Origin of the sequence: Snodgrassella sp. CS2 (assembly GCF_050310315.1) — a bacterium.
Classification (GTDB): domain Bacteria; phylum Pseudomonadota; class Gammaproteobacteria; order Burkholderiales; family Neisseriaceae; genus Snodgrassella; species Snodgrassella alvi_E.
Map to the genome: position 1 here is coordinate 1 of NZ_JBNPBA010000009.1, position 20386 is coordinate 20386.

At 42.9% G+C, this 20386-nt stretch carries 18 protein-coding genes; 10 read left to right on the top strand and 8 right to left on the bottom strand.

Features of this window, described 5'->3' with window-relative positions; all coding sequences use genetic code 11:
* Positions 1-743 precede the first annotated feature (743 nt).
* Positions 744-1469 carry a 16S rRNA (uracil(1498)-N(3))-methyltransferase gene (locus tag ACQP6D_RS09985; protein ID WP_367577611.1) on the top strand — a complete coding sequence of 242 codons (726 nt, stop codon included), beginning with the start codon at positions 744-746 and terminating at the stop codon, positions 1467-1469.
* Positions 1470-1535: 66 nt separating this feature from the next.
* Here the strand turns inward: ACQP6D_RS09985 and ppk2 are convergent, their stop codons facing one another.
* Both ppk2 and ACQP6D_RS09995 read right to left on the bottom strand, forming a co-directional pair.
* Positions 1536-2402 carry a polyphosphate kinase 2 gene (gene ppk2, locus ACQP6D_RS09990; RefSeq protein WP_427858096.1) on the bottom strand — a complete coding sequence of 289 codons (867 nt, stop codon included), beginning with the start codon at positions 2400-2402 and terminating at the stop codon, positions 1536-1538.
* Between the two features lie 170 nt (positions 2403-2572).
* Complete coding sequence (locus tag ACQP6D_RS09995) at positions 2573-3790, bottom strand: MFS transporter (RefSeq protein ID WP_427858097.1); 1218 nt, start codon at positions 3788-3790, stop codon at positions 2573-2575.
* A 367-nt stretch (positions 3791-4157) separates the two neighbouring features.
* Here ACQP6D_RS09995 and ACQP6D_RS10000 point away from each other — a divergent pair, with 367 nt between their 5' ends.
* Genes ACQP6D_RS10000 through ACQP6D_RS10010 form a run of 3 tightly spaced genes read left to right on the top strand, consistent with a single transcriptional unit; the run spans position 4158 to position 7600 of the window.
* The gene (locus ACQP6D_RS10000) at positions 4158-5573 is read left to right on the top strand and encodes an aspartate aminotransferase family protein (protein ID WP_427858098.1); all 1416 of its coding nucleotides are present in this window, start codon (positions 4158-4160) and stop codon (positions 5571-5573) included.
* Between the two features lie 55 nt (positions 5574-5628).
* Entirely contained in the window at positions 5629-6708 is a 1080-nt protein-coding gene (locus tag ACQP6D_RS10005) for a GNAT family N-acetyltransferase (RefSeq protein ID WP_427858099.1), read from the top strand.
* 1 nt (position 6709) lies between these two features.
* Positions 6710-7600: an arginase family protein gene (locus tag ACQP6D_RS10010; protein WP_427858100.1), complete on the top strand. Its 891-nt coding sequence runs from the start codon at positions 6710-6712 to the stop codon at positions 7598-7600.
* Here the strand turns inward: ACQP6D_RS10010 and ACQP6D_RS10015 are convergent.
* The 6 genes from ACQP6D_RS10015 to ACQP6D_RS10040 all read right to left on the bottom strand — a co-directional run bounded on the left by ACQP6D_RS10015 (position 7576) and on the right by ACQP6D_RS10040 (position 13391).
* The gene (locus ACQP6D_RS10015) at positions 7576-8778 is read right to left on the bottom strand and encodes a DegT/DnrJ/EryC1/StrS family aminotransferase (protein WP_427858101.1); all 1203 of its coding nucleotides are present in this window, start codon (positions 8776-8778) and stop codon (positions 7576-7578) included. The two genes, ACQP6D_RS10010 and ACQP6D_RS10015, sit on opposite strands and share 25 nt — an antisense overlap.
* A 21-nt stretch (positions 8779-8799) precedes the next feature.
* Positions 8800-9207: a DMT family transporter gene (locus ACQP6D_RS10020; RefSeq protein WP_427858102.1), complete on the bottom strand. Its 408-nt coding sequence runs from the start codon at positions 9205-9207 to the stop codon at positions 8800-8802.
* A complete protein-coding gene (locus ACQP6D_RS10025) occupies positions 9207-9563 on the bottom strand; it encodes an EamA family transporter (protein ID WP_100141386.1) in 357 nt (118 codons plus the stop codon). Before ACQP6D_RS10025 ends, ACQP6D_RS10020 begins: the two co-directional genes overlap by 1 nt.
* Positions 9564-9595: 32 nt before the next feature.
* Positions 9596-10417, bottom strand: coding sequence for an alpha/beta hydrolase (locus ACQP6D_RS10030; RefSeq protein ID WP_100141387.1), 822 nt, complete (start codon positions 10415-10417; stop codon positions 9596-9598).
* Positions 10418-10441: 24 nt separating this feature from the next.
* Positions 10442-11188: an MtnX-like HAD-IB family phosphatase gene (locus tag ACQP6D_RS10035; RefSeq protein ID WP_100141388.1), complete on the bottom strand. Its 747-nt coding sequence runs from the start codon at positions 11186-11188 to the stop codon at positions 10442-10444.
* Positions 11189-12158: 970 nt separating this feature from the next.
* On the bottom strand, positions 12159-13391 hold the full coding sequence (locus ACQP6D_RS10040) for a LysM peptidoglycan-binding domain-containing protein (RefSeq protein ID WP_267404753.1): 1233 nt from the start codon (positions 13389-13391) through the stop codon (positions 12159-12161).
* 157 nt (positions 13392-13548) lie between these two features.
* Between ACQP6D_RS10040 and def the strand changes: the two genes are divergently transcribed.
* From def to ACQP6D_RS10070, 6 genes are all read left to right on the top strand, one after another.
* Positions 13549-14052 (top strand): peptide deformylase, encoded by a 504-nt coding sequence (def, locus tag ACQP6D_RS10045; RefSeq protein ID WP_427858103.1) that lies wholly within the window; start codon positions 13549-13551, stop codon positions 14050-14052.
* 75 nt (positions 14053-14127) lie between these two features.
* Complete coding sequence (gene fmt / locus ACQP6D_RS10050; RefSeq protein ID WP_267391900.1) at positions 14128-15069, top strand: methionyl-tRNA formyltransferase; 942 nt, start codon at positions 14128-14130, stop codon at positions 15067-15069.
* On the top strand, positions 15066-16319 hold the full coding sequence (gene rsmB, locus ACQP6D_RS10055) for a 16S rRNA (cytosine(967)-C(5))-methyltransferase RsmB (RefSeq protein ID WP_427858104.1): 1254 nt from the start codon (positions 15066-15068) through the stop codon (positions 16317-16319). Before fmt ends, rsmB begins: the two co-directional genes overlap by 4 nt.
* Entirely contained in the window at positions 16285-16881 is a 597-nt protein-coding gene (locus ACQP6D_RS10060) for a DUF4390 domain-containing protein (protein WP_100141460.1), read from the top strand. The genes rsmB and ACQP6D_RS10060 overlap by 35 nt, the downstream gene beginning before the upstream one ends.
* A gap of 5 nt (positions 16882-16886) precedes the next feature.
* Entirely contained in the window at positions 16887-18989 is a 2103-nt protein-coding gene (locus tag ACQP6D_RS10065; RefSeq protein ID WP_427858105.1) for an ATP-binding protein, read from the top strand.
* Positions 18976-20247, top strand: coding sequence for a sigma-54-dependent transcriptional regulator (locus ACQP6D_RS10070; protein WP_100141394.1), 1272 nt, complete (start codon positions 18976-18978; stop codon positions 20245-20247). Before ACQP6D_RS10065 ends, ACQP6D_RS10070 begins: the two co-directional genes overlap by 14 nt.
* The last annotated feature ends 139 nt before the right edge of the window (positions 20248-20386 follow it).

Sequence of the window (20386 nt, forward strand, 5' to 3'; positions counted from 1 at the left end):
ATACACCCTGTCAACTACTTCCTCCTCTTATTTTTATCCAATCCACCAAACCACTGTTCTAATAAGATTTATTTTTTTCGCCATCACCCTTGGTTTGATCCTAATTCAGTTCTTCGTCTCTATTTCACCCTTTTGATGACTTTTTACTGCATTAATTTTGTTATTTAACTGAGATATCGTCTGTGTTACCCATATAAGCTTTCTTTAACTTTATCCAAATCCGTGCTGCAATTGGTTCAGTAAATGGGTCGGATTTTTTTGCAATTTTAAGTAACTCTTTTGACGATAAGAAGGCTTTACTGCTTTTGTTGCACTTGCTGAGTTAGGTAATTATTAGGTGGGCTCTTTCTTTTTTATTATTTTAATTTATTGATGATGTTTCCTTTATTACCACTTATTTTATGATTCAGATTTAATGCTTTTAAGTTTAAGGAAAAAGTGTAAATAGATCCAATAGTGCGGGATATGCATGTTTGAAAGGTATAGTTTATTTTGTTGTTTGATGTTTTTGTTATTTTTCAAGCAAAGTACCCTGAATGTGCTATTCACGAGTCATAGATTAATTATTTTTATTTGTTGTAATTTATTTTTTAATATCTTGCTATTTAGCTCTTATGAGTGAGTTCTTATTATTGTGTTTGATTCTTGTTATTGTGTGCTGGTCGATATTTGTGCTTATGATTTAAGCTTATAATTTGTTATTGTAGCTGGCGCTATTCTTTATTTATAGTGATTTTACGATTATGCCTCGTTTTTATGTTCCTGCAGAATTGTGTGAAGTAAATGCTTTTTCTTTACCTGATGCAACTGCTCGCCATGTACAAGTTTTACGCTGTCAGCCGGGAGAGCTGATTGAGTTGTTTAATGGTCAAGGTCTGGTATATGTGGCTGAGATTATGTCTATGGGCAAGAAAAATGTGGATGTAATGATTCATGACTGTAAAACCGTTAAGGTTGAGTCTTCTTTGACAACCACATTGCTGCAATCAGTGTCGAGCAGTGAGCGGATGGATATGACGATTCAGAAAAGCGTAGAACTTGGGGTGTCTGTGATTCAGCCGGTATTGTCTGAACGAAGCAGTCAGCGCTTAGGTGGTGAACGGGCAACGAAAAAGCGGGAACGTTGGCAGGATATTGCCATTGCAGCATGTGAGCAATGCGGGCGAACTGTTGTGCCGGAAATTAGGCCTATTATGGATTTAGCCAGTGCATTGAAAGATGTGGCTGATGCTGATTTGAAGCTGCTAATGAGTTTGCGTAGGCCGCTGGCTTTGAATGAATTTTCTCAGCCCCATGCGGTGACGTTGTTAATTGGTCCTGAAGGTGGGTTGAGCGCATCTGAGGAAGAACAAGCGACTCGGTATGGGTTTTCGGCATTCAGCTTAGGACCGCGAGTATTACGTACGGAAACGGCTTCTCTGGCGGCACTGGCTGCTATGCAGGCATTATGGGGGGATTTCCGTGGGTAAAGAGAATTAGCTTTGTGAACATGAAAAATTCAGCCAGTCTGTTTTAGCAACTGGCTGATATTATATTTAGTATTTTTCAGGTATGTAACGATAAGGATAGTTGGGTTCTTGGTAATCGCCTTTATCCTGTCGTTTAGGTAATTCGACTTTTTTGCGCGGTGTTTTTTTATATGGAATTTCGCTAAGGACGTGTTCAATGATGTTGAGCCGAGCCTTTTTTTTGTCGTTGGAGTCTACGATATACCACGGGGCCCATGAGGTATCAGTGGTCATGATCATTTCGTCGCGTGCTCGGGAATAATCGTACCAGCGGCTGTAGGATTTGATGTCCATGGGTGACAATTTCCAGATTTTACGCGGATCGTTTATGCGACCAAGCATGCGTTTTTCTTGTTCTTTCATGTTTACTTCAAGCCAATATTTGAGCAGGATGATGCCGGAATTGATGATGGCTTTTTCCATAAACGGAATGATTTCTAGAAACTCTTTACTTTCCTGTTCGGTGCAGAATCCCATTACGCGCTCTACACCGGCACGGTTGTACCAGCTTCGGTCGAAAATAACGACTTCTCCGGCAGCGGGTAAATGTGGAATATAGCGCTGCATGTACATCTGGCTTTTCTGGCGCTCACTGGGCGCAGGAAGAGCTACTACCTGAAATATGCGCGGGCTGACTCTTTCGGTAAGTGCTTTGATGGCACCTCCTTTACCTGCTCCATCACGACCTTCAAAAATGATGCATACTTTTTGGCCGGATTCTTTTACCCATTCTTGTAGGGCAACCATCTCTCCCTGTAATTTTTCCAGTTCTTTGTAGTATTTCTTTTTGGTAAGTTTTTTTTGTTTGTGCTTTTTGTCAATTGGGTTGTCATTTTGAGGTTGAGGCTGATTTATATTGGGTGCTTCAGTTAGTGGTTGTTGTTTGTCTATCATGATTACCCCTTTGATGTTTGTTAATGATTAAATAAATTTAACTGTTATACACAGAATATTAATATTAACAATTGTTTGCAACTTTAGTTACGCATTTTTACATTAACATCTTAATACGTTTGTTTATATCTGCTTATTCTTCGTATCAAGCTTTATTAGGATCTACTTAATCAGTTGCCATTATCATTTTTAATCGTTATGCGCTGTTCATCTCGTACGGTAATCCACCACACAATCAAGCCAATGATCGCCAGCATGACGCCAACCCATGCTGTGCTGGTCCAACCCCAGCCAGCAGCTATGGTCAGTCCTCCAAGATAAGGACCGAGTGCATTGGCAGCGTTAAAGGCGCTGTGATTTAATGCTGCGGCCAATGTTTGGGCATCTTTGGCTACATCCATAAGGCGGATTTGCAGCAAGGTACCAACGGCACCGCTCATACCTATCAGGATAACCTGTATACATACCCAGTAGGGATAATGCACGGCAAAAGGATACAAGGCTAACATGGCTGCAGACCAAACGAGTAACCATGCAAGGCCAGTCATGACGTGGCGGCCTACTAGCCGCGGTACGATGATATTGCCAATGGTCATGCCTACGCCGTAGAGACACATAACTAATGGTACGTTTCGGGGTGACATGCCTGTGATGTTTTCGAGAGTTGAGGCCATATAGGCGTAGATGCCGAACATGCCGCCAAATCCTATGGCGCCTATGGCAAGAGTCAGCCATATCTGCCGGTTAGTCAGTGCACCTAGTTCGCGCACCGCACTGCTGTCTCCACCTTGCATACAGTGAGGTGGTAGAAAAACGGCTACAAGGATAACAGTGATGGCTGCCAGTATAGCTACAATTAAAAAAACGACACGCCAACCTAAGGCCTGTGCCAGCCAGCTGCTTAAGGGTACGCCAACAGTAGTGGCTATGGTTAAGCCAATCATCATTAATCCGACTGCTTGTGTACGCTTATCCGGCTGTACCATGGCTGCGGCAACCAACGCACCTACGCCAAAGTAGGCGCCATGCGGCAAGCCACTTAAAAAACGAAACAGCATCATGCTTTTGTAATCAGGAGCAAGCATGGTACCCAGATGAGCCAGAGAGAAAAAAGCCATGAGCACCAGTAGTAGGCTTCGCCTGCTGAACCGAGCGCCAAATATGGCTATTACGGGTGCGCCTACAACGACACCAAGTGCATAGATACTGATTAGGTGACCGGCCGTGGGTTCGCTGATGTTCAGTCCGCTGGCAATGTAAGGTAATACGCTCATGGTAGCAAATTCAGTGGTACCGATGGCAAAGCCGCCAACGGCAAGGGCAAACAGGAGCCAGCGGGGATGTAGAATGCGGTTGAGTTCTGTATTCATAGGCATGTGGTTCAGCATTGATGCTGCTGAATTTGTTGTATGGTTGATTTGTTTTAGTCTAACTGATTGAGAATCATAAGTAAAAATACGGATTTTTTCTGAAATTTCTTGGCATTTTTTGAATGGGTTGGTGTAATGGTTATGATGCAGAAAATGCGATGAAGTTTTTTGAGTAATTTTTATGCTGTTGCAACCATTTTGTACGCTGTTTTGTGGTGTTGGAAATATTTATTTTAATGCAAAGATAATTTAATTTGCGATTGTTATTGTTTTTTTAGGGTTAGGAGGCCATTGTTTCTTACAGTTACGTTGCTATAGCAGGATATAATAAGTTTAATCGTGTACTTTTTATATACTGTTTAATTTTATTTGATTGGAATGAATGATGAGTAAGCCCAGTGCTCAAACCCTTGAAAATCGTCTGGATGATGCGCAGTTGCTGGCTGATGAGGCTAAGTATTGCTCTTTCGGTGATACGGTTCATTATGTTAATCCACCGAAAATTTTTGATGGCTGTGAAGGCAGCTATATGTACGATAAGGATGGTAAGCCGTATTTGGATTTACAGATGTGGTATTCGGCCTGCAATTTCGGTTATGCCAATGAGCGATTGAATAATGTACTGAAACAACAGGTTGACAGTTTGCCGCAGTGTGCTAGTCAGTATCTGCATCCTACCAAGATTGAGCTGGCTAAAACCATTGCTTTGGATATGAAACGCAAGTTTGGCCATGATGGACGGGTACATTTTAACGTTGGTGGTTCTCAGTGTATTGAAGATTCACTGAAAATCATTCGTAATGCTTGTGAGGGCCGTTCGCTGATGTTTGCGTTTGAAGGTGGCTATCACGGCCGTACGCTGGGCGCTTCTTCGATTACCTCCAGCTTCCGTTATCGCCGTCGCTACGGACACTTTGGTGATCGCGCGATGTTTATTCCGTTTCCCTATCCGTTTCGCCGTCCTAAAGGAATGACGGCTGAGGAATATGGTGAACATCTAGTGGCTGATTTTGCTCGCTTGTTTGAAACGGAATACCATGGTGTATGGGATCCGAAAGCAGGCCAGGCTGAATATGCAGCCTTTTATGTGGAACCGCTGCAAGGTACGGGCGGTTATATTGTGCCACCACGTAATTATTTTAAAGGTCTGAAAAAAGTTTTGGACCAATATGGAATTTTGCTGGTGGTGGATGAAATCCAGATGGGCTTTTACCGTACTGGTAAGTTGTGGTCAATCGAGCACTTTGATGTTAAGCCTGATATGCTGGTATTTGCTAAGGCACTCACAAACGGTATGAATCCGCTGGGTGGTTTATGGGCGCGGGAAGAATTGATTAATCCGCAAGTATTTCCGGCTGGTTCTACACATTCAACTTTTGCCTCTAATCCTTTGGGTACGGCTGTTGGCCTTGAGGTATTCAAGATGATGGCGGAAGTTGATTACGAAAAAATGGTGATGGAAAGTGGAGCTTACTTCCTTGAAGGCCTGAAAATGCTGGAACAACGCCATAAAGAAATCGGCGAAGTAGATGGTCTGGGGTTGGCTCTACGGGCAGAAATCTGTACTGAAGATGGTTTCACTCCGAATAAGGCTTTGGTAGATAAGATGGTCGACATCGGTATGTCTGGTGATCTGGACTGGCACGGTCAGAAAATGGGTCTGGTACTGGACATTGGTGGTTATTATAAGAATGTAATTACTTTTGCACCGTCATTACATATTACTAGGGCGGAAATCGATCAGGGCATTGAGTTGCTGGATCAATTGATTACGCGGGCTAAAAAAGAGCTGAACGCTTAAGCTACGGTATACGGCAGCTCAGCAATCGGTTTAGCTGGCTGCCCTTTGAGATTATATGAAATATCTAAGTCAACTGGAACCGGACGGGCTGGTGGAAACATTTCTGGCCTGTCCACCACTCAATTTCAGCGCGTGGGAACTATCAAACGGCGTGCCTGCTTTTGCGACACGCTTTAATTTGCTCACGACTGCTGATACCGATTTTCAACAGAAGATACGGCATTGGCCTTTTTTTGATTGGTGGCAGCGTTTTCTACACCCTCTTACCTGTTTTATCGGAACAACAGTATCTGAGTATGCTCTGTTTTCACCACGACAACCGGCTCAGCAACTGGCAACAGAAATATTACAAAGTTATGGCAAAAAATATCCGCTGCTGATTGTGAAAGATATTCCTCAACAATCACCATTATTAAATAAAGAAGCAAATGAGTATGCAAACGAGCTGATTCTGACTTTGAAGCAACAAGGTTTGATTGAAGTGGAAGGTCAGGCGCTAGCTTGGGTACCGATTGATTTTCAGGATATTAATGAATATCTAGGGCGCTTATCCTATCAACGACGTAAAAATTTTCGCCGTAAGCTGAAAACTCAAACCCTAGTTGAAATAAGCTGCTTGCATAGTGGAGATGTTTGCTTTCAAGATGAAGTAGTTTTAGAGCAGTATTATCAGCTGTATTTAAATGTTTACAATCAAAGTGATGTACATTTTGATTTACTAACGCGGGATTTTTTCCGTAGGTTGCTTCAGGACGGTAATAATCAGGCCAGAATTTTCACTTATCATTATCAGCAGCAAACGGTCGGCTACAATATTTGCTTTGTGCTCAATAATATGCTGGTAGATAAATATATTGGTTTTGCTTATCCGTTGGCACGCGAACTGAATCTGTATTATCTAAGCTGGTTTTACAATCTGGAGTATGCGAGAGAGCAAGGTTTGAAGTTTTATATAGCCGGCTGGACAGATCCGCAGGTTAAGGCTTCTTTAGGCGCTCAGTTTACTTTTACCAAACACATGGTGTATGTCCGCAACCCAGTTTTGCGTGCTTTGCTTAGTAAACTCAGTAGTCGTTTTGAACAAGATAAAAACTGGCAGGAAGCGCATAAACAGGATAATCAGGACGGCAGATAGTATGAATAAAACGGTTATTCTGGATTTTGACAACAGCACTGGCACTATACCCGATGCTGTCAGAATTGAGCTAGGGCAATGGCAGGAGGCTATTCGTTTTGGATGTTCGCACGCTCGCTTCAGCCAGCTGAAGCAAGAACTCGAGCAAAAGTTACCGGAACACTATGGCACAGTTTTGATGGGCAGCGGTGATTATCATCATGTTTCGCTGTTGCTTATAAAACGTTTACAACAATATTTTACTGCTACAAAACCGATAGAAGTGGTTATTTTTGATAACCATCCAGACAACATGCGCTATCTGTTCGGGATTCATTGTGGTTCCTGGGTGAGCTATGTGGCGCAATTGCCTTTTGTCAGCCATGTGCATGTGCTAGGTATTACTTCCAAAGATATTGGCTTTGCTCATAGCTGGGAAAACCGGCTAGCTCCATTATTTCAGGGCAAACTTACCTACTGGAATATGGATGTAAAAATTGGCTGGGCCAAAAAAATCGGTTTGAGCCATGCTTTTCGTAGTTTTGCATCCCCGGAAGAGCTGGTTAGTGCTTTTATTCAAACACAGCAACGAAATACCAGACCAGTATATGTTTCGATTGATAAGGATGTGCTAGCTAAGGATGTGGTGCAGACTAACTGGGATCAGGGACATATGCAGCTTAACCATTTATTGTCCGTAATAAATTCACTAAATCAACGCATTATTGGTAGTGATATTACTGGCGAAGTTTCACAATGGGAATATACAAGCTGGCTTAAACGTATGCTCAGTGCTATGGACAAACAGGAACCAATTCCGGAAGCCACGCTATCTGCATGGCAGCAACAACACCATGCTGTCAATCAGCAGTTACTCTCAGCCTTAGTTCAGCACCCGCAAACCACACGCTGAATAACTGCACAAATTTGCTCAAATTGCGCATCTGTCAGCCAAGGGCTATTGGTAATGGTTAACATACGAGCTGCAAAATCTTCAGCATTGGGTGTGGATTCCTTTGGTACAATCGGCTTTAGGTAATCGTACTGCGCCAGTGTATGGATAAATAAGCGGGTTACGCCCAAGGGGCTAGTCCATAACTCTTTTAAAATAGCATCACGCTGTTGATTAGTCGGCACTAACACCATTAAAAATGGCCACACTCCCTGACCATACTGATCAACAATAACTTGTATAGCGCTGATTTTCTGCAACTGTTGAATCCGCTGTTGCGCTTGTAGGTGTAATGTTTGCAAAAATGCCGGTAATCGCTGGAAGGCATTGGTGGCAACATGCTGCCGTATATGGCCTACCCGATGCATAGGAATGTCGAAATCAAAATCATCACCTACTGCTGCAATCCATTGCTGCTGACGCAAAGCTTTGCGCCGGCCGCGGCCATAGACAAAATGCAGACCGGCAGGATGATATAAGGCTGTATATCCGAATAGTTGTAGTGTACGCAGGAATTCCCATTTAAAACGGTGTGGTAACAGTTTATTGGCAGTTTTCTGTAAGCTCCTGCGCAATTGAGTTTCGGGGGCGGTAACTAATCCGCCCTCATACATGGTCAAACCTTTACCGGCAGCCAAACTGAAGAGAACCACATCACAGTATTGACCGACTTCTGCGCCCAGAGCCTGCGCAGCATCTTCGATTACAGCTATCTGTTGAAATTGGGCTAACTTTTTAACACTAGCTACATCAGAGACCCGCCCGCCCAGATGAGTTGGAATGACCGCCAGCACTTTTTCATTCAATAAATTAGTTAAGTGCGCGGTCTCCAAATCAATACTGTTGGGTTTTAAATCGCAAAGCTGTATCTGCAAACCACAATGATGGATAGCTAATGCTACTAATGGACAAGTATAGGCAGGTACGATTACGGTTTTACGCTCAGGCTGCTGTTGCACTAGTGTAGTTAACGCTATTACCAGCGCTGCCGTACCCGAACAGGTTAGTTGTAATGGTGGCAAGTTAAAGCGTGCGCTTACTTTGTCGGCCAACGATGATTTTACCGGCAGCCAGTCCCGCCATTGCAGCGGTAAGCCGGCGGTAGGCGGATTTTCATAATAGTTAAACATAAACGGCATTAAAATTTAGACCTGAAATATTCAACAGGTTTCATCATCGTGACGATTTTCATTCTGGACAATTTCTTTTTCTGCCAACGCCAGAAAGATGATACCACCCACAATAAATAATGCACCAATAATGCGTATGGCCGTAATATGTTCATGAAATAGAAAAGCCGAAACCAGCATGACTGTTACCACTTCCAGATGCGAAGCAGCAAAAGCTGGGCCGACCGGAGCCTTTTTCAGTAATGCCATCCAAGTAAAAAAAGCACCAATATAGCCAGCAATGGCAATATAAACCCATGGCTGGGTAAAGACCCTTAAAATCCAACCCAGATTGGCTTCAAGTGGCTGTGCATGAATAGCTGTGAGTTTAAAACTGCTCTGTCCCAGAGTGTCAAATAATAATAAAAGTGCAAAGCCGATTAGATAAAATTTACGCATTATGAAGCTCCTACCAGCACTACACCAATGGTGATACAGAACATGCCAAGAAGCCGGAAGCGGGTGAGCTTTTCCTGAAACAGAAGACGTCCTACCAGCATCAGCACAATAATATTAATTGAGCCAAGCAATATACCCTGTGATAATGGTACCTGACTTAAAAACGCCAGCCATAATAAAAATTCGGCTACATAGGAACCAATACCAATCCACAGCCAATAATTACAAAACAAATCAATCCAGTAATACCAACCATCGCGGTTATTAGGTGCGATGGCTGCATATTTAAATGCTGTTTGACCAAGGGTATCAAAACAGATATTGGCAAACCACAGCACAAAAACAATCAGGGACATACAATCATTCTTTCTGCAACAGGAAAAACTTTTTAAGCTGATTGAGCGATATTTTCAAAGAAAGCTACTGATTGATTAATTACTTCCCGCCGCTGCCTGTCTATAGTAATTAGATGATAGCTGTCATCAAGCACTACAAATCGCGTAGGACCACTTACGTGTTTTTCCACTAGTCGCGCATTGGTGTTGATATTGGCAATATCATCATGACCTGAATGCATAATCAAACAGGGTGCTTTTACCTGTGAAAGCTGCTGACGCATCAGTTTGGCCAACGCTTGCATTTCTGCCAGAGCAGGAAACGGATTACCTGCTAAACCGGCACTAGCACTGTCACCACTGAACATACTAGCAGCGACCGTGGCACGGATACGTTCATCCTTCAGACCGTACGGTGGCTTTTCGATAAATGAAGTTTTTTGGAATAAATGCAGTTTTTTTAAAACAGGCAGCAGAACAAAAAGCTGTTTTGCCCATAACGGAATAGACCAGCCATCATAGCTGAACGTCACTCCATAGACGCCAACTCCTTTTACTAGCTCGGGCTGATCAGCGGCCAGCTTCAAAGCCAGCAATGCACCCATGGATAATCCCGCAACAAACAGGTTATCAACACGCTCCCGTAAAAACTGAGCGGCTTCCTGCACACTAGCATACCAGTCACGCCAGCTAGTCTGACATAAATCAGCTTCATCACCACAATGTCCCGCTAGCTGCATAGCATAGACAGTAAAGCCTGCCTGATGCAATCCTTTAGCCAGAATACGCATTTCATTCGGCGTGCCGGTCAAACCATGGATGAGTAGCACACCATTGTGATTACCGGGTAAAAAATAGGAGGAATCTTGAATCATAATAATAAATCGGCGGATGATACTTTAGGCTGGAGACAGGCAATAATTTTCTACCGGTTCTTCAATCAAATTAGGCAGAATAGCTGCAACATCACCAAAATCCTGAATCGGATAGTACTGGATACCCCGCTGCTGACAGAAATCAATCAGTTTATCCTTGGCAAAAACCAGATCGACTTTATCGGCCACACAAAAATCCGAAGTACCATCGCCGACATAAAAAACTTTCTGAAAACCAAACAATTTCTGACGATGTTGACATTTGCAATTTCCACTGGCTTTGAGGCAGTGCTCATTAGCATAAGGAAATTCCAGCTGCCAACCCCGCTGTTGATTATGTAATAATCGGTTGGCATAAACAGGAAGAAAATCATAGCCATAGCGATTCAGAATTGACCGAATAGCATAATCCAACCCATCACTGACGATATGCACATTCAAATGCATGTTACGAGCTAAATGAATAAACTTGCTGAAAGCCGGATCAATGCGGATTGTTGTGAGTACATTGTCCAGCTCGGACAGACTGGCGTCCATATTAGCAATCTGCTGACGCATGCATTCTCGCGAACCAATCATGCCTTCCTGCCATTGCTTCTCCAATTGGATACATGTATCGTTACCAAAATGTTCAAGCAATGTATCAGTAACATCTTTCTCACTGATGGTACCGTCAAAATCACACAATACAGCATACTGATACAAATCAGTTGCCTGAAATAAAGATTTCAGACCAGTCTTATTTTCAACAATGGGTGTAAAACAACTCATATCATTCCGTGTATAAATTACAAACGAAAACAGGCTAGTATTGTAAAAGGGATAAAGGGTGGGTTATTTAAATTGATTAAATACAATCGTGCAAAAAGCATAACCAGCACGTCCGGTTTAACATAGTCACGCTGCTACTATTTATGCAAGCAGCAACAATCCTGATTTACCAACCTGAGATTAAGGCAACTAAAATCAAAATCGACTGATTTACTTAATATTTATTTCAAATAAAGCTTCACAGCAACATTCCATTGCCCACAGAAATAATTGCAGAAATATGCTATAACTCTGACAGTAGATTGTATTTATCCACTATACATTCAGCTCAATTCCCGCACTTATCAGACACACTTCTATTCAGATTACTGAAATATTTGAGAAATATTTGGCAAATAAACTGGGTATTCTAAAACATTTCATCCAGAAATCAAACCTACGTAATTAATGTATCTATAAAATTATCATTGAAAATTGTGACTCGAAATAATATCAATTGTTATTTTTGCAATATCAAAGAACAAATAATTGATTAAATTATATTATTTTTACAAAATAGGCTATTAATGCATTGGTCAGCATAAAATCATTTTATTGAAGCGATTTGCAATATCATTTCACATATAAGGAATTGGATTAGTTTTAAAGGTCAACGAGAATTTAGAAAAATAAATGGATTTCTTGGTAATTGGCTTGTTTCACGAAATAATTCAAACAGAAAAATTTTTAAAATGTGAAAAAAAGATTTGAACGGTTTGATTGACAAAGACAAATTGGCAAATAACTGATAAATTTCTATTTCAAAGTATGAGAATGATTTCTCAGCCCGAAAAATCTATCTATCTGATTTACATATTTATTCATCTAATCCGCAAAAAGCAGAAAAAGTGCGAAATAGCTATTCCGCACTTTTTTTATAATCATATTTGATTATATGCAATTTTCTGAAGAATCTGCATCATATAGGTCTTTAATCGTCAGTCATTTTAGGTTCAGCATTTTGCAAACCGAATACATGTGCTGACTCAGGACGGACATCATCCATATCATGTCCAGGATTCATTACCAGATCACCTATTTGAACTGCATTAGATGCACTAATAATCAATGCAGAAGATAAATTATCACTCACACGGTATACCATTGCCAGACCAACCTCCTCAGCAGGAATACTTAAATATTTAAATACGTTGCGTGATGATTTTGAATCTGTCGAAAATCCTGCTTTAAACTGACGACTTTTAGTATACAAACTCAATACAGTGCCTTTATCTATACCGTCATTTTTACCCAAATTAATAGTAATTGTCTGATAAGGGCCAGCTTCCTGTATACCGTCCATTACAGACACAATTTTGCCCTTAACCTGAGTATTAGGTGCATGAGGCATCATTTGAAACGGATCATGCTCATCTGTAATTTTTAACAGATAATCGCCCTTATTGATTTCAGATGCAATATTAGTCACAACCATTGGCTGTGCGGTACGTGTTGGTAATTTAATCAATGGATTCACACGTGTATAATATTCATCTTTGGGTAAGTTGGCAGCTTCATCTGTGCTTCGCTCGTTCAGAGCACTGTTTTGTCCCGCTAAAGTAGCAACTTCACCGCTAAAGCGTACTAGCTGACCAAGATATTTATGCGTATCTGGGTCGGTAACATTCTGTTCAATGCGATAAACCAGATAACGGCCTGGTTCAAGTTGGCGATCTGCATAAACTCTATCCCCTTTAGAAAACAATATTCTGTTTTCCGGTCCCGCAGCTAATCGTGGCGCATTTCTGGTCTCCTCCTTATCAATGACCTGCGGATGCTGCATAAACATTCTGAAAAAATCAACATCTATAGTACTGATGCCATAACCAGAAGACAGATTACGAATTTTCGGCTCCAACTTAATCGTTGGAATTCCCGCACTGTTATCAAAGCCAAGACGGGGCTGACCATCTACATAGCGCAAAGACAATACCTGCCCTGGATAAATCCTTTGCGGATTATGAATTTGACTACGATTAGAACCCCAGAGCTTGGGCCACTGCCATGGGCTATAAAGATACTTACCGGATATGCTCCACAGTGTATCGCCGTTTTTGACTACATATTGCGCTGGTGCATCTGGACGAATTTTCAGTTTTGCCATCACAGGTGCGGATATGGCCATACTCAGTGTACACAGCAGAGTTATAATATGTTTATGCATGTAAAGTATCCTTAGGGAAATTACTGTTTTAAATAGTTGTTATATGACATAGTATGGATATAAGTGCCAGTTTACCTGAATCTATATCAACAATCTTTAAAAATCCAGTTTTGCCATCATGTAAACAGGTCAGATTGAACAAGGAATTAAACACATAATGGCTCTATTAAACATTTTACAATATCCTGATGAGCGTTTACATACTGTTGCGCAGTCTGTGACTCAATTTAATGACAGAATCCGCACACTAGTGCAGGATATGGCCGAGACCATGTATCAGGCCAGAGGAATCGGTTTGGCTGCCACTCAGGTAAATGTTCATGAACGTGTAGTAGTGATGGATCTCTCCGAAGAACGTAATGAACTCAGAGTCTTCATTAATCCGGTAATAACTGCCCGTGAGGGTGATACCGAATATGAAGAAGGCTGTCTTTCTGTACCCGGCATTTATGAAATGGTACACCGCTCTGAACGTATCTCGGTTGAAGCATATAATGAGCACGGTGAAAAGTTTACTCTGGAAGCAGACGGCTTGCTGGCCATCTGTATCCAGCATGAGCTTGATCACCTTGCTGGTAAAGTATTTGTCGAATATCTGTCGCCATTAAAACAGAATCGCATAAAAACCAAACTGAAAAAACGCGCCCGCGAAAAAATGTAATTTGACCTTTTGTCTGACCTGTTAACTGTATCGCCAGTAATAAATACTTGCGGTGATGCATTGTGGATTTGTTGTATGAAGCCTTCTGTAATATTTGCTGGTACTCCTGATTTTGCCGCAGCCGCACTTAATGCCATCGTTGCTGCCGGTTTTGAAGTGCCATTGGTTTTAACCCAGCCAGATCGTCCCAGTGGCCGCGGATTGAAACTACAACCAAGCGCGGTAAAAAAAGCTGCCTTGACACATGGACTTAACGTTCTTCAGCCTGCAACACTTAAGACGGCGGAAGCACAGACCATATTACAGGAACAGAATGCAGATGTGATGGTTGTAGCAGCTTACGGATTAATACTGCCGCAGGCTGTATTGGAAATACCTAAGTACGGTTGTCTAAATATTCATGCTTCTCTTTTACCACGATGGCGCGGTGCGGCGCCCATCCAGCGCGCCATCGAAGCTGGCGATAAAGAAACCGGCGTCTGTATCATGCAAATGGATGCTGGTCTGGATACCGGTGCGATAATCAGCCGCCATACCTACACTATAGGTGCTGATGATACGGCAGCTAACGTACACGATGCTTTAATGCATTTAGGTGCCACTGCGATTGTTGCTGATTTACGACAGATTGAGCGTTTACAAGCTATTCCTCAGAGTGAGACGGGTGTTACCTATGCCCAGAAATTAACCAAAGCAGAGGCACAAATCGATTGGTGTCAACCGGCTACTGAAATTGTCCGCAAAATTCGTGCCTTTAACCCCGTACCCGGAGCTTGGACTATCTGGCAAGATAAACCACTAAAAATCTGGCAGGCAAACATCACCGCACATTCTGGTGCGGCAGGTACTGTCTTGCATAGCAACGAACATGAACTGATTATTGCCTGTGGCACAGGTGCCATCAGCATTCAGGAAATTCAGAAGGCAGGCAGTAAAGCCATGTCTGTAGCTTCATTTCAGAGTGGACATACCTTACCAGAGGGTAGCAGATTGGACTCAGCGGAGATCAGTGCATGAGCATGGCACGAGCTCAACAGTTGGCAGCCTACTCCTTAGGAGAAGTATTAAGCGGTCGTAATTTAAGTGAAGTACTGACTCATCTTATACAGCAGCATAGTGAACTGTCTCCAGCAGACAAAGGTGCATTGCAAGATTTAAGTCATGGCAGCTTGCGGTATTTAGGTTTACTGCAGCAGCTAGTACGAAAAATGACAAAATCATTTCCGCCTAATGAGATCAATCATCTGCTTATCATTGCCTTGTATCAGCTAAATTTCAGCCGTAACGCTACTCATGCAGTGGTCAATGAAGCAGTGAATAATGCTCGTCAGATCAACGGCGGCCGCTATCAGAAGCTGGTTAATGCTTTACTCCGGCGTTTTCTGCGCGAGCGTGAAACGCTTATAGCCACCACCAACAAGCAGGAAGAAGCACGCTACAATCTGCCAGCGTGGTGGTTAAATTACCTGAAAAAACACTATCCTCAACATTGGCATAATATAGCTACGGCCATGCAGCAACACCCACCCATGACCCTGCGCGTAAACCGCCGTGTTACCGATGCTGAACAATATTTGAACGAACTGGTTAAAGCCGACATACCGGCAAAAATTTTAGATACGCATAGCATCATGTTGCAACAGCCTATAACTGTGCAAAAACTACCAGGCTTTGCAGATGGTCTGGTTTCCGTACAGGATTATGGAGCACAGCAGGCTATTCCATTGCTGAATCCACAGAATGGCGAACGCATTTTGGATGCCTGTGCCGCGCCGGGTGGTAAAACCGGACATATACTTGAATGGGCAGAATGCGAAGTCACAGCACTAGATATTGATTCTCAGCGTTTGCAGCGAGTAAAGAATAATCTGCAACGTCTTCAGCAACAGGCACAGCTGCATTGTGCCGACGCAAAAGAGCTGCACTCATGGTATGATAACAACACTTTTGATGCCATTTTGGCCGATGTACCCTGTACCGCTTCCGGTGTAGTAAAACGTCATCCGGATATCAAATGGCTGCGTCAGCCACAAGATGGCCAAAAAACAGCCTTACAGCAGCAGGCTTTACTGGATAATTTGTGGCTGACATTAAAATCTGGCGGACGCATGCTATTGGCCACTTGTTCGATTTTTGTCGAGGAAAATCAGCAGCAACTGGCCCGTTTTTTAACCCGACATTCCGACGCCCGAGAGCGTCTGTCACGTGTATTGTTACCGAACAGCAGACAAGATGGCTTTTTTTACGCGCTTATCGATAAAATTTAGTCTATTTTTTGCCTGTCTGCTCTGCCTGAGCATCACTCTGGCACAGGCAGAAGGCATAAGCACCACGCGTGCTCAGGCCTATATTACTCCCAATGGCCAGCTTTCCATCAATACCCGTTTTAACACCCAGCTGCCCGATCAGCTCAAACAGGCACTGACGCAAGGCGTTCCTTTAAACTTCGATCTCAACTACCAGCTCACCGCTCCTACTCTTGCCTCCTACCGCAACCGGATTAACAATCTGATTGCAGGTGATAATCTTATCCAGTACAAGCTCGCATATCATCCTCTGACCAATCGCTATCGAGTCAGCATGGGGTCAACGTTCTCTACCGAATACAATAGTTTGGAAACAGCACTTAAAGCCATTGGTGCAGCTGCAAACTGGCGTGTTCTCAGTAGTGGCACACTCAGTGGCGTATCAGCCGGAGAAGTACGGGCTGATGTCCGCCTTAGTTTGAGCATCAGCCAATTACCGAAACCTTTCCAAATCAATGCTCTAACTTCTCATAACTGGCAACTGGATTCCGGCTGGCATCGTCTGGTTATCAACGCGGATTAATTAATATGAGACGGCTACTTCTGGTCATGGCAGTACTCTGTGTAGTGACTCTGTATGTTCTGGCTGTCGCCACCGGTAATACTGGCTTCTTATCACAGTATTTCTGGTTCGCATTCGGATTTGCTTCCTTACTTGTACTGACACTGGCCGTTGTGGCTGCTTCTTACTGGTGGAAACTTTTACAAAGTCGGCACCGGCAGGAGTTTGGTTCCAAAATTGCTATGCGTCTGGCATTAATGTTTACATTGGTGGCTGTTCTACCTGGCCTGTTTCTGTTTGGCGTTTCTGCACAATTCATCTCTCACAGCATACATTCATGGTTTGGTAACGATACCGAAGAAGCCCTCAACCGCAGTATTAGTTTGAGTAAATCGGCTCTGGATTATGAATTAGATAACAGCGTGCGACGCGCCGTTAATATCCAAATTGCATTAATAGCAGCCAATGGATTGCAAAGCCCAGTTTTACCGATTTTACAAACTTATGGTCAGAATAAACAGTTTAGCCAACTCAATATTCGCAATCTTCATAACGGCCAACTAGTTGCCGAATACAACCCCAAGCACCTGCCCGCACCAGAACTCAATCCAAATCTTTTGTCCCATCTGCATAGCACGGGTTCAATCCGCGAAATTGAAAGCATTAACAATATACTTTATGCGCAGGGCTGGCTGATTTTGCCGGGGCATAACAACGACAAGGCCTTGTTTTTCCGCCAACCTATTCCAGCCAAAGTGGCGCGGGATGCTACCTTAATCGAAGCCGCACACGCCAAATACGGAGAACTGAGTTTTACCAAAAAAAGCTTGCAAACCTTTTTTCTGGCCACTCTGCTGATGGCTACCCTGCTGGCAATCGTTTTGGCTTTACTGGTAGCATTGTATTTTGCCCGTCAGTTTGTAGCACCGATTCTTTCTCTTGCAGATGGCGCCAGAGCCGTAGCCAAAGGTGATCTGAATGTACAGCAAACGATTTACCGCAATGACGAACTAGGCAAGCTTACCGGACTCTTTAATCACATGACTGTACAGCTTCGACACTCACGTGAACAGCAAGAAGCTGCACGCCACTATTTGGAATATATTCTCAACAGTCTGACCACTGGCGTAGTCACGCTTGACGCTGATAACCATCCGATTACCTACAACCAGATGGCAGAAAATATCCTCGGACAAAACCTAGATGCCATTCTAGGGCAAAATATAGACCAACTGCCCGAGCTAAACCCGCAATCAGCCATGCTGGCTGATGTATTTCGGCAGATTTTGTCCACAAAACAACAAAACAAACCTGTACAAATCACTTATAATCACAAAGATGAAACCCTGATACTGCTGGGTAAAGCTACGCCACTGCCGGAAGACAGCGGTGGCGGCACTATTTTGGTATTTGATGATGTTACTGCACTGGTAAGCGCGCAAAAAGAAGCTGCATGGGGTGAAGTAGCACAACGGCTGGCACATGAAATCCGTAATCCACTTACGCCTATTCAGCTCTCAGCCGAGCGGCTGGCTTGGAAACTCAGTGATAAACTTAATGAATCGGATGCACAGATTCTCAACCGTGCCACCAATACTATTATTAGACAAGTAGCCGCCATGAAAGACATGGTTGAAGCATTCCGCAATTATGCACATGCCCCAGCATTAAAATTCACAAACCTTGATTTAAATGAACTAATTCGCGAGGTTTTAGTACTTTATGAAGGTAGTAATTGTACATTTACGGTTAATTTGAGTAAGATAGTAATGTATGTTAACGCCGATAGCGGCGCATTACGTCAGGTTATTCACAACCTGCTCAAAAACGCCGTGGAGGCTGCCAGCGCTGATGCTTTACCCCATATCAGCGTAACAACCGAAATAAATAACGAACATATCCTTTTCTATGTGAGCAACAATGGTAAAACATTCAGTCAGGAGATGTTATTACATGCATTTGATCCATATGTAACGGACAAACCCGGTGGTACCGGACTGGGATTGCCAGTAGTCAAAAAAATCATTGAAGAACACGGCGGACGAATCCAGATCAGTAATCAGAAAAATGGACTGGCTTGTGTCAAAATAACCTTACCATTACAGGTGAATAGAAATGCGAAGCAGTGATATTTTAATTGTTGACGATGAAATAGGTATCCGCGATTTACTATCGGAAATCCTGCAAGATGAAGGTTATACCGTCACTACGGCCGAAAACGCCGATACTGCCCGCCAATTACGCCAGCAAACCCGTCCCGCTATGGTGTTACTGGATATCTGGATGCCAGACTGTGATGGAATTACTTTACTAAAAGAATGGGCAAAATCGGGACAGCTTACCATGCCAGTAGTAATGATGAGTGGCCATGCCAGTATCGATACTGCTATAGAAGCTACCAAAATCGGTGCACTTGATTTTCTGGAAAAACCTATTTCCCTGCAAAAACTGCTTAGCTCCGTAGACCGCGCTTTGAAATACGGACAAATGCAAGCCGCTTCCAACCTATCTCTGGACAAGCTTGGACATAGCCCTGCGATTAAAGAATTAAATCAGCAACTGGAACGCATCGCAAAATTCAGCACCCCAGTGTTACTGACTGGTGAATTGGGTTCTCCATTTGAGCTTGTAGCCCGCTCTTTTCATAAAAATGCCACGCCTTGGGTAGAACCATCCAAAGTAGAACAAATTGTTGACGCCCCGATAGAATTATTACAAAAAGCCACCGGTGGCATTCTTTATCTGGGCGATATTGCCCAGTACGGCAAAAGCACTCAGCAAAGTATCGGCTTTATCCTGACCAAAGCTGATCGCTACAATGCCCGTATCGTATGCGTGTGTAGCCGCCCCATCAAAGAAATGATTACCGATCCGTTACAGGACAACAAACTGCTCAATACCCTTTCATCTTTGATAGTGCCAATTCCACCTTTACGCCAACAGTTGGATGATATGGTATTTCTAGTTGAACAAATTACCAACGAGCTGGCTGAAAGTCAGAAAATTCCACCGGTAAAATTCACCACAGCAGCTCTGAATGAATTACGCCAGTACGACTGGCCGGGTAATTTGGAACAACTGCGCAGTGTCGTCAAAAGTCTGATGATGACCGCAGAAAATAATGAAATCGATGTAAATGCCATCAGTACCATACTGAACCAATTTAAGCATAATCACCCGCAGGAAAACATGACGGGCTTTAATTTCGATATGCCACTGCGTGAATTGCGCGAAGATCTGGAACGACGTTACTTCGAATACCATATTGCTCAGGAAGGACATAACATGAGCAAAGTTGCTCAGAAAGTCGGATTAGAGCGTACGCACCTGTATCGCAAATTGAAACAGCTCGGTATTCAGTTTTCACGGCGCCAAACAGAAAAATAAAACGGTTGAGCAACCACTTGTATAACCATTACCAATAGATTATGAATTATATTCATAATAAGCATCGAATTTTTCAAAGAAAATATGTACATAAAGCATTGATTGGCCTTGCCTGAAACGTTATGGTTAGATATCTACC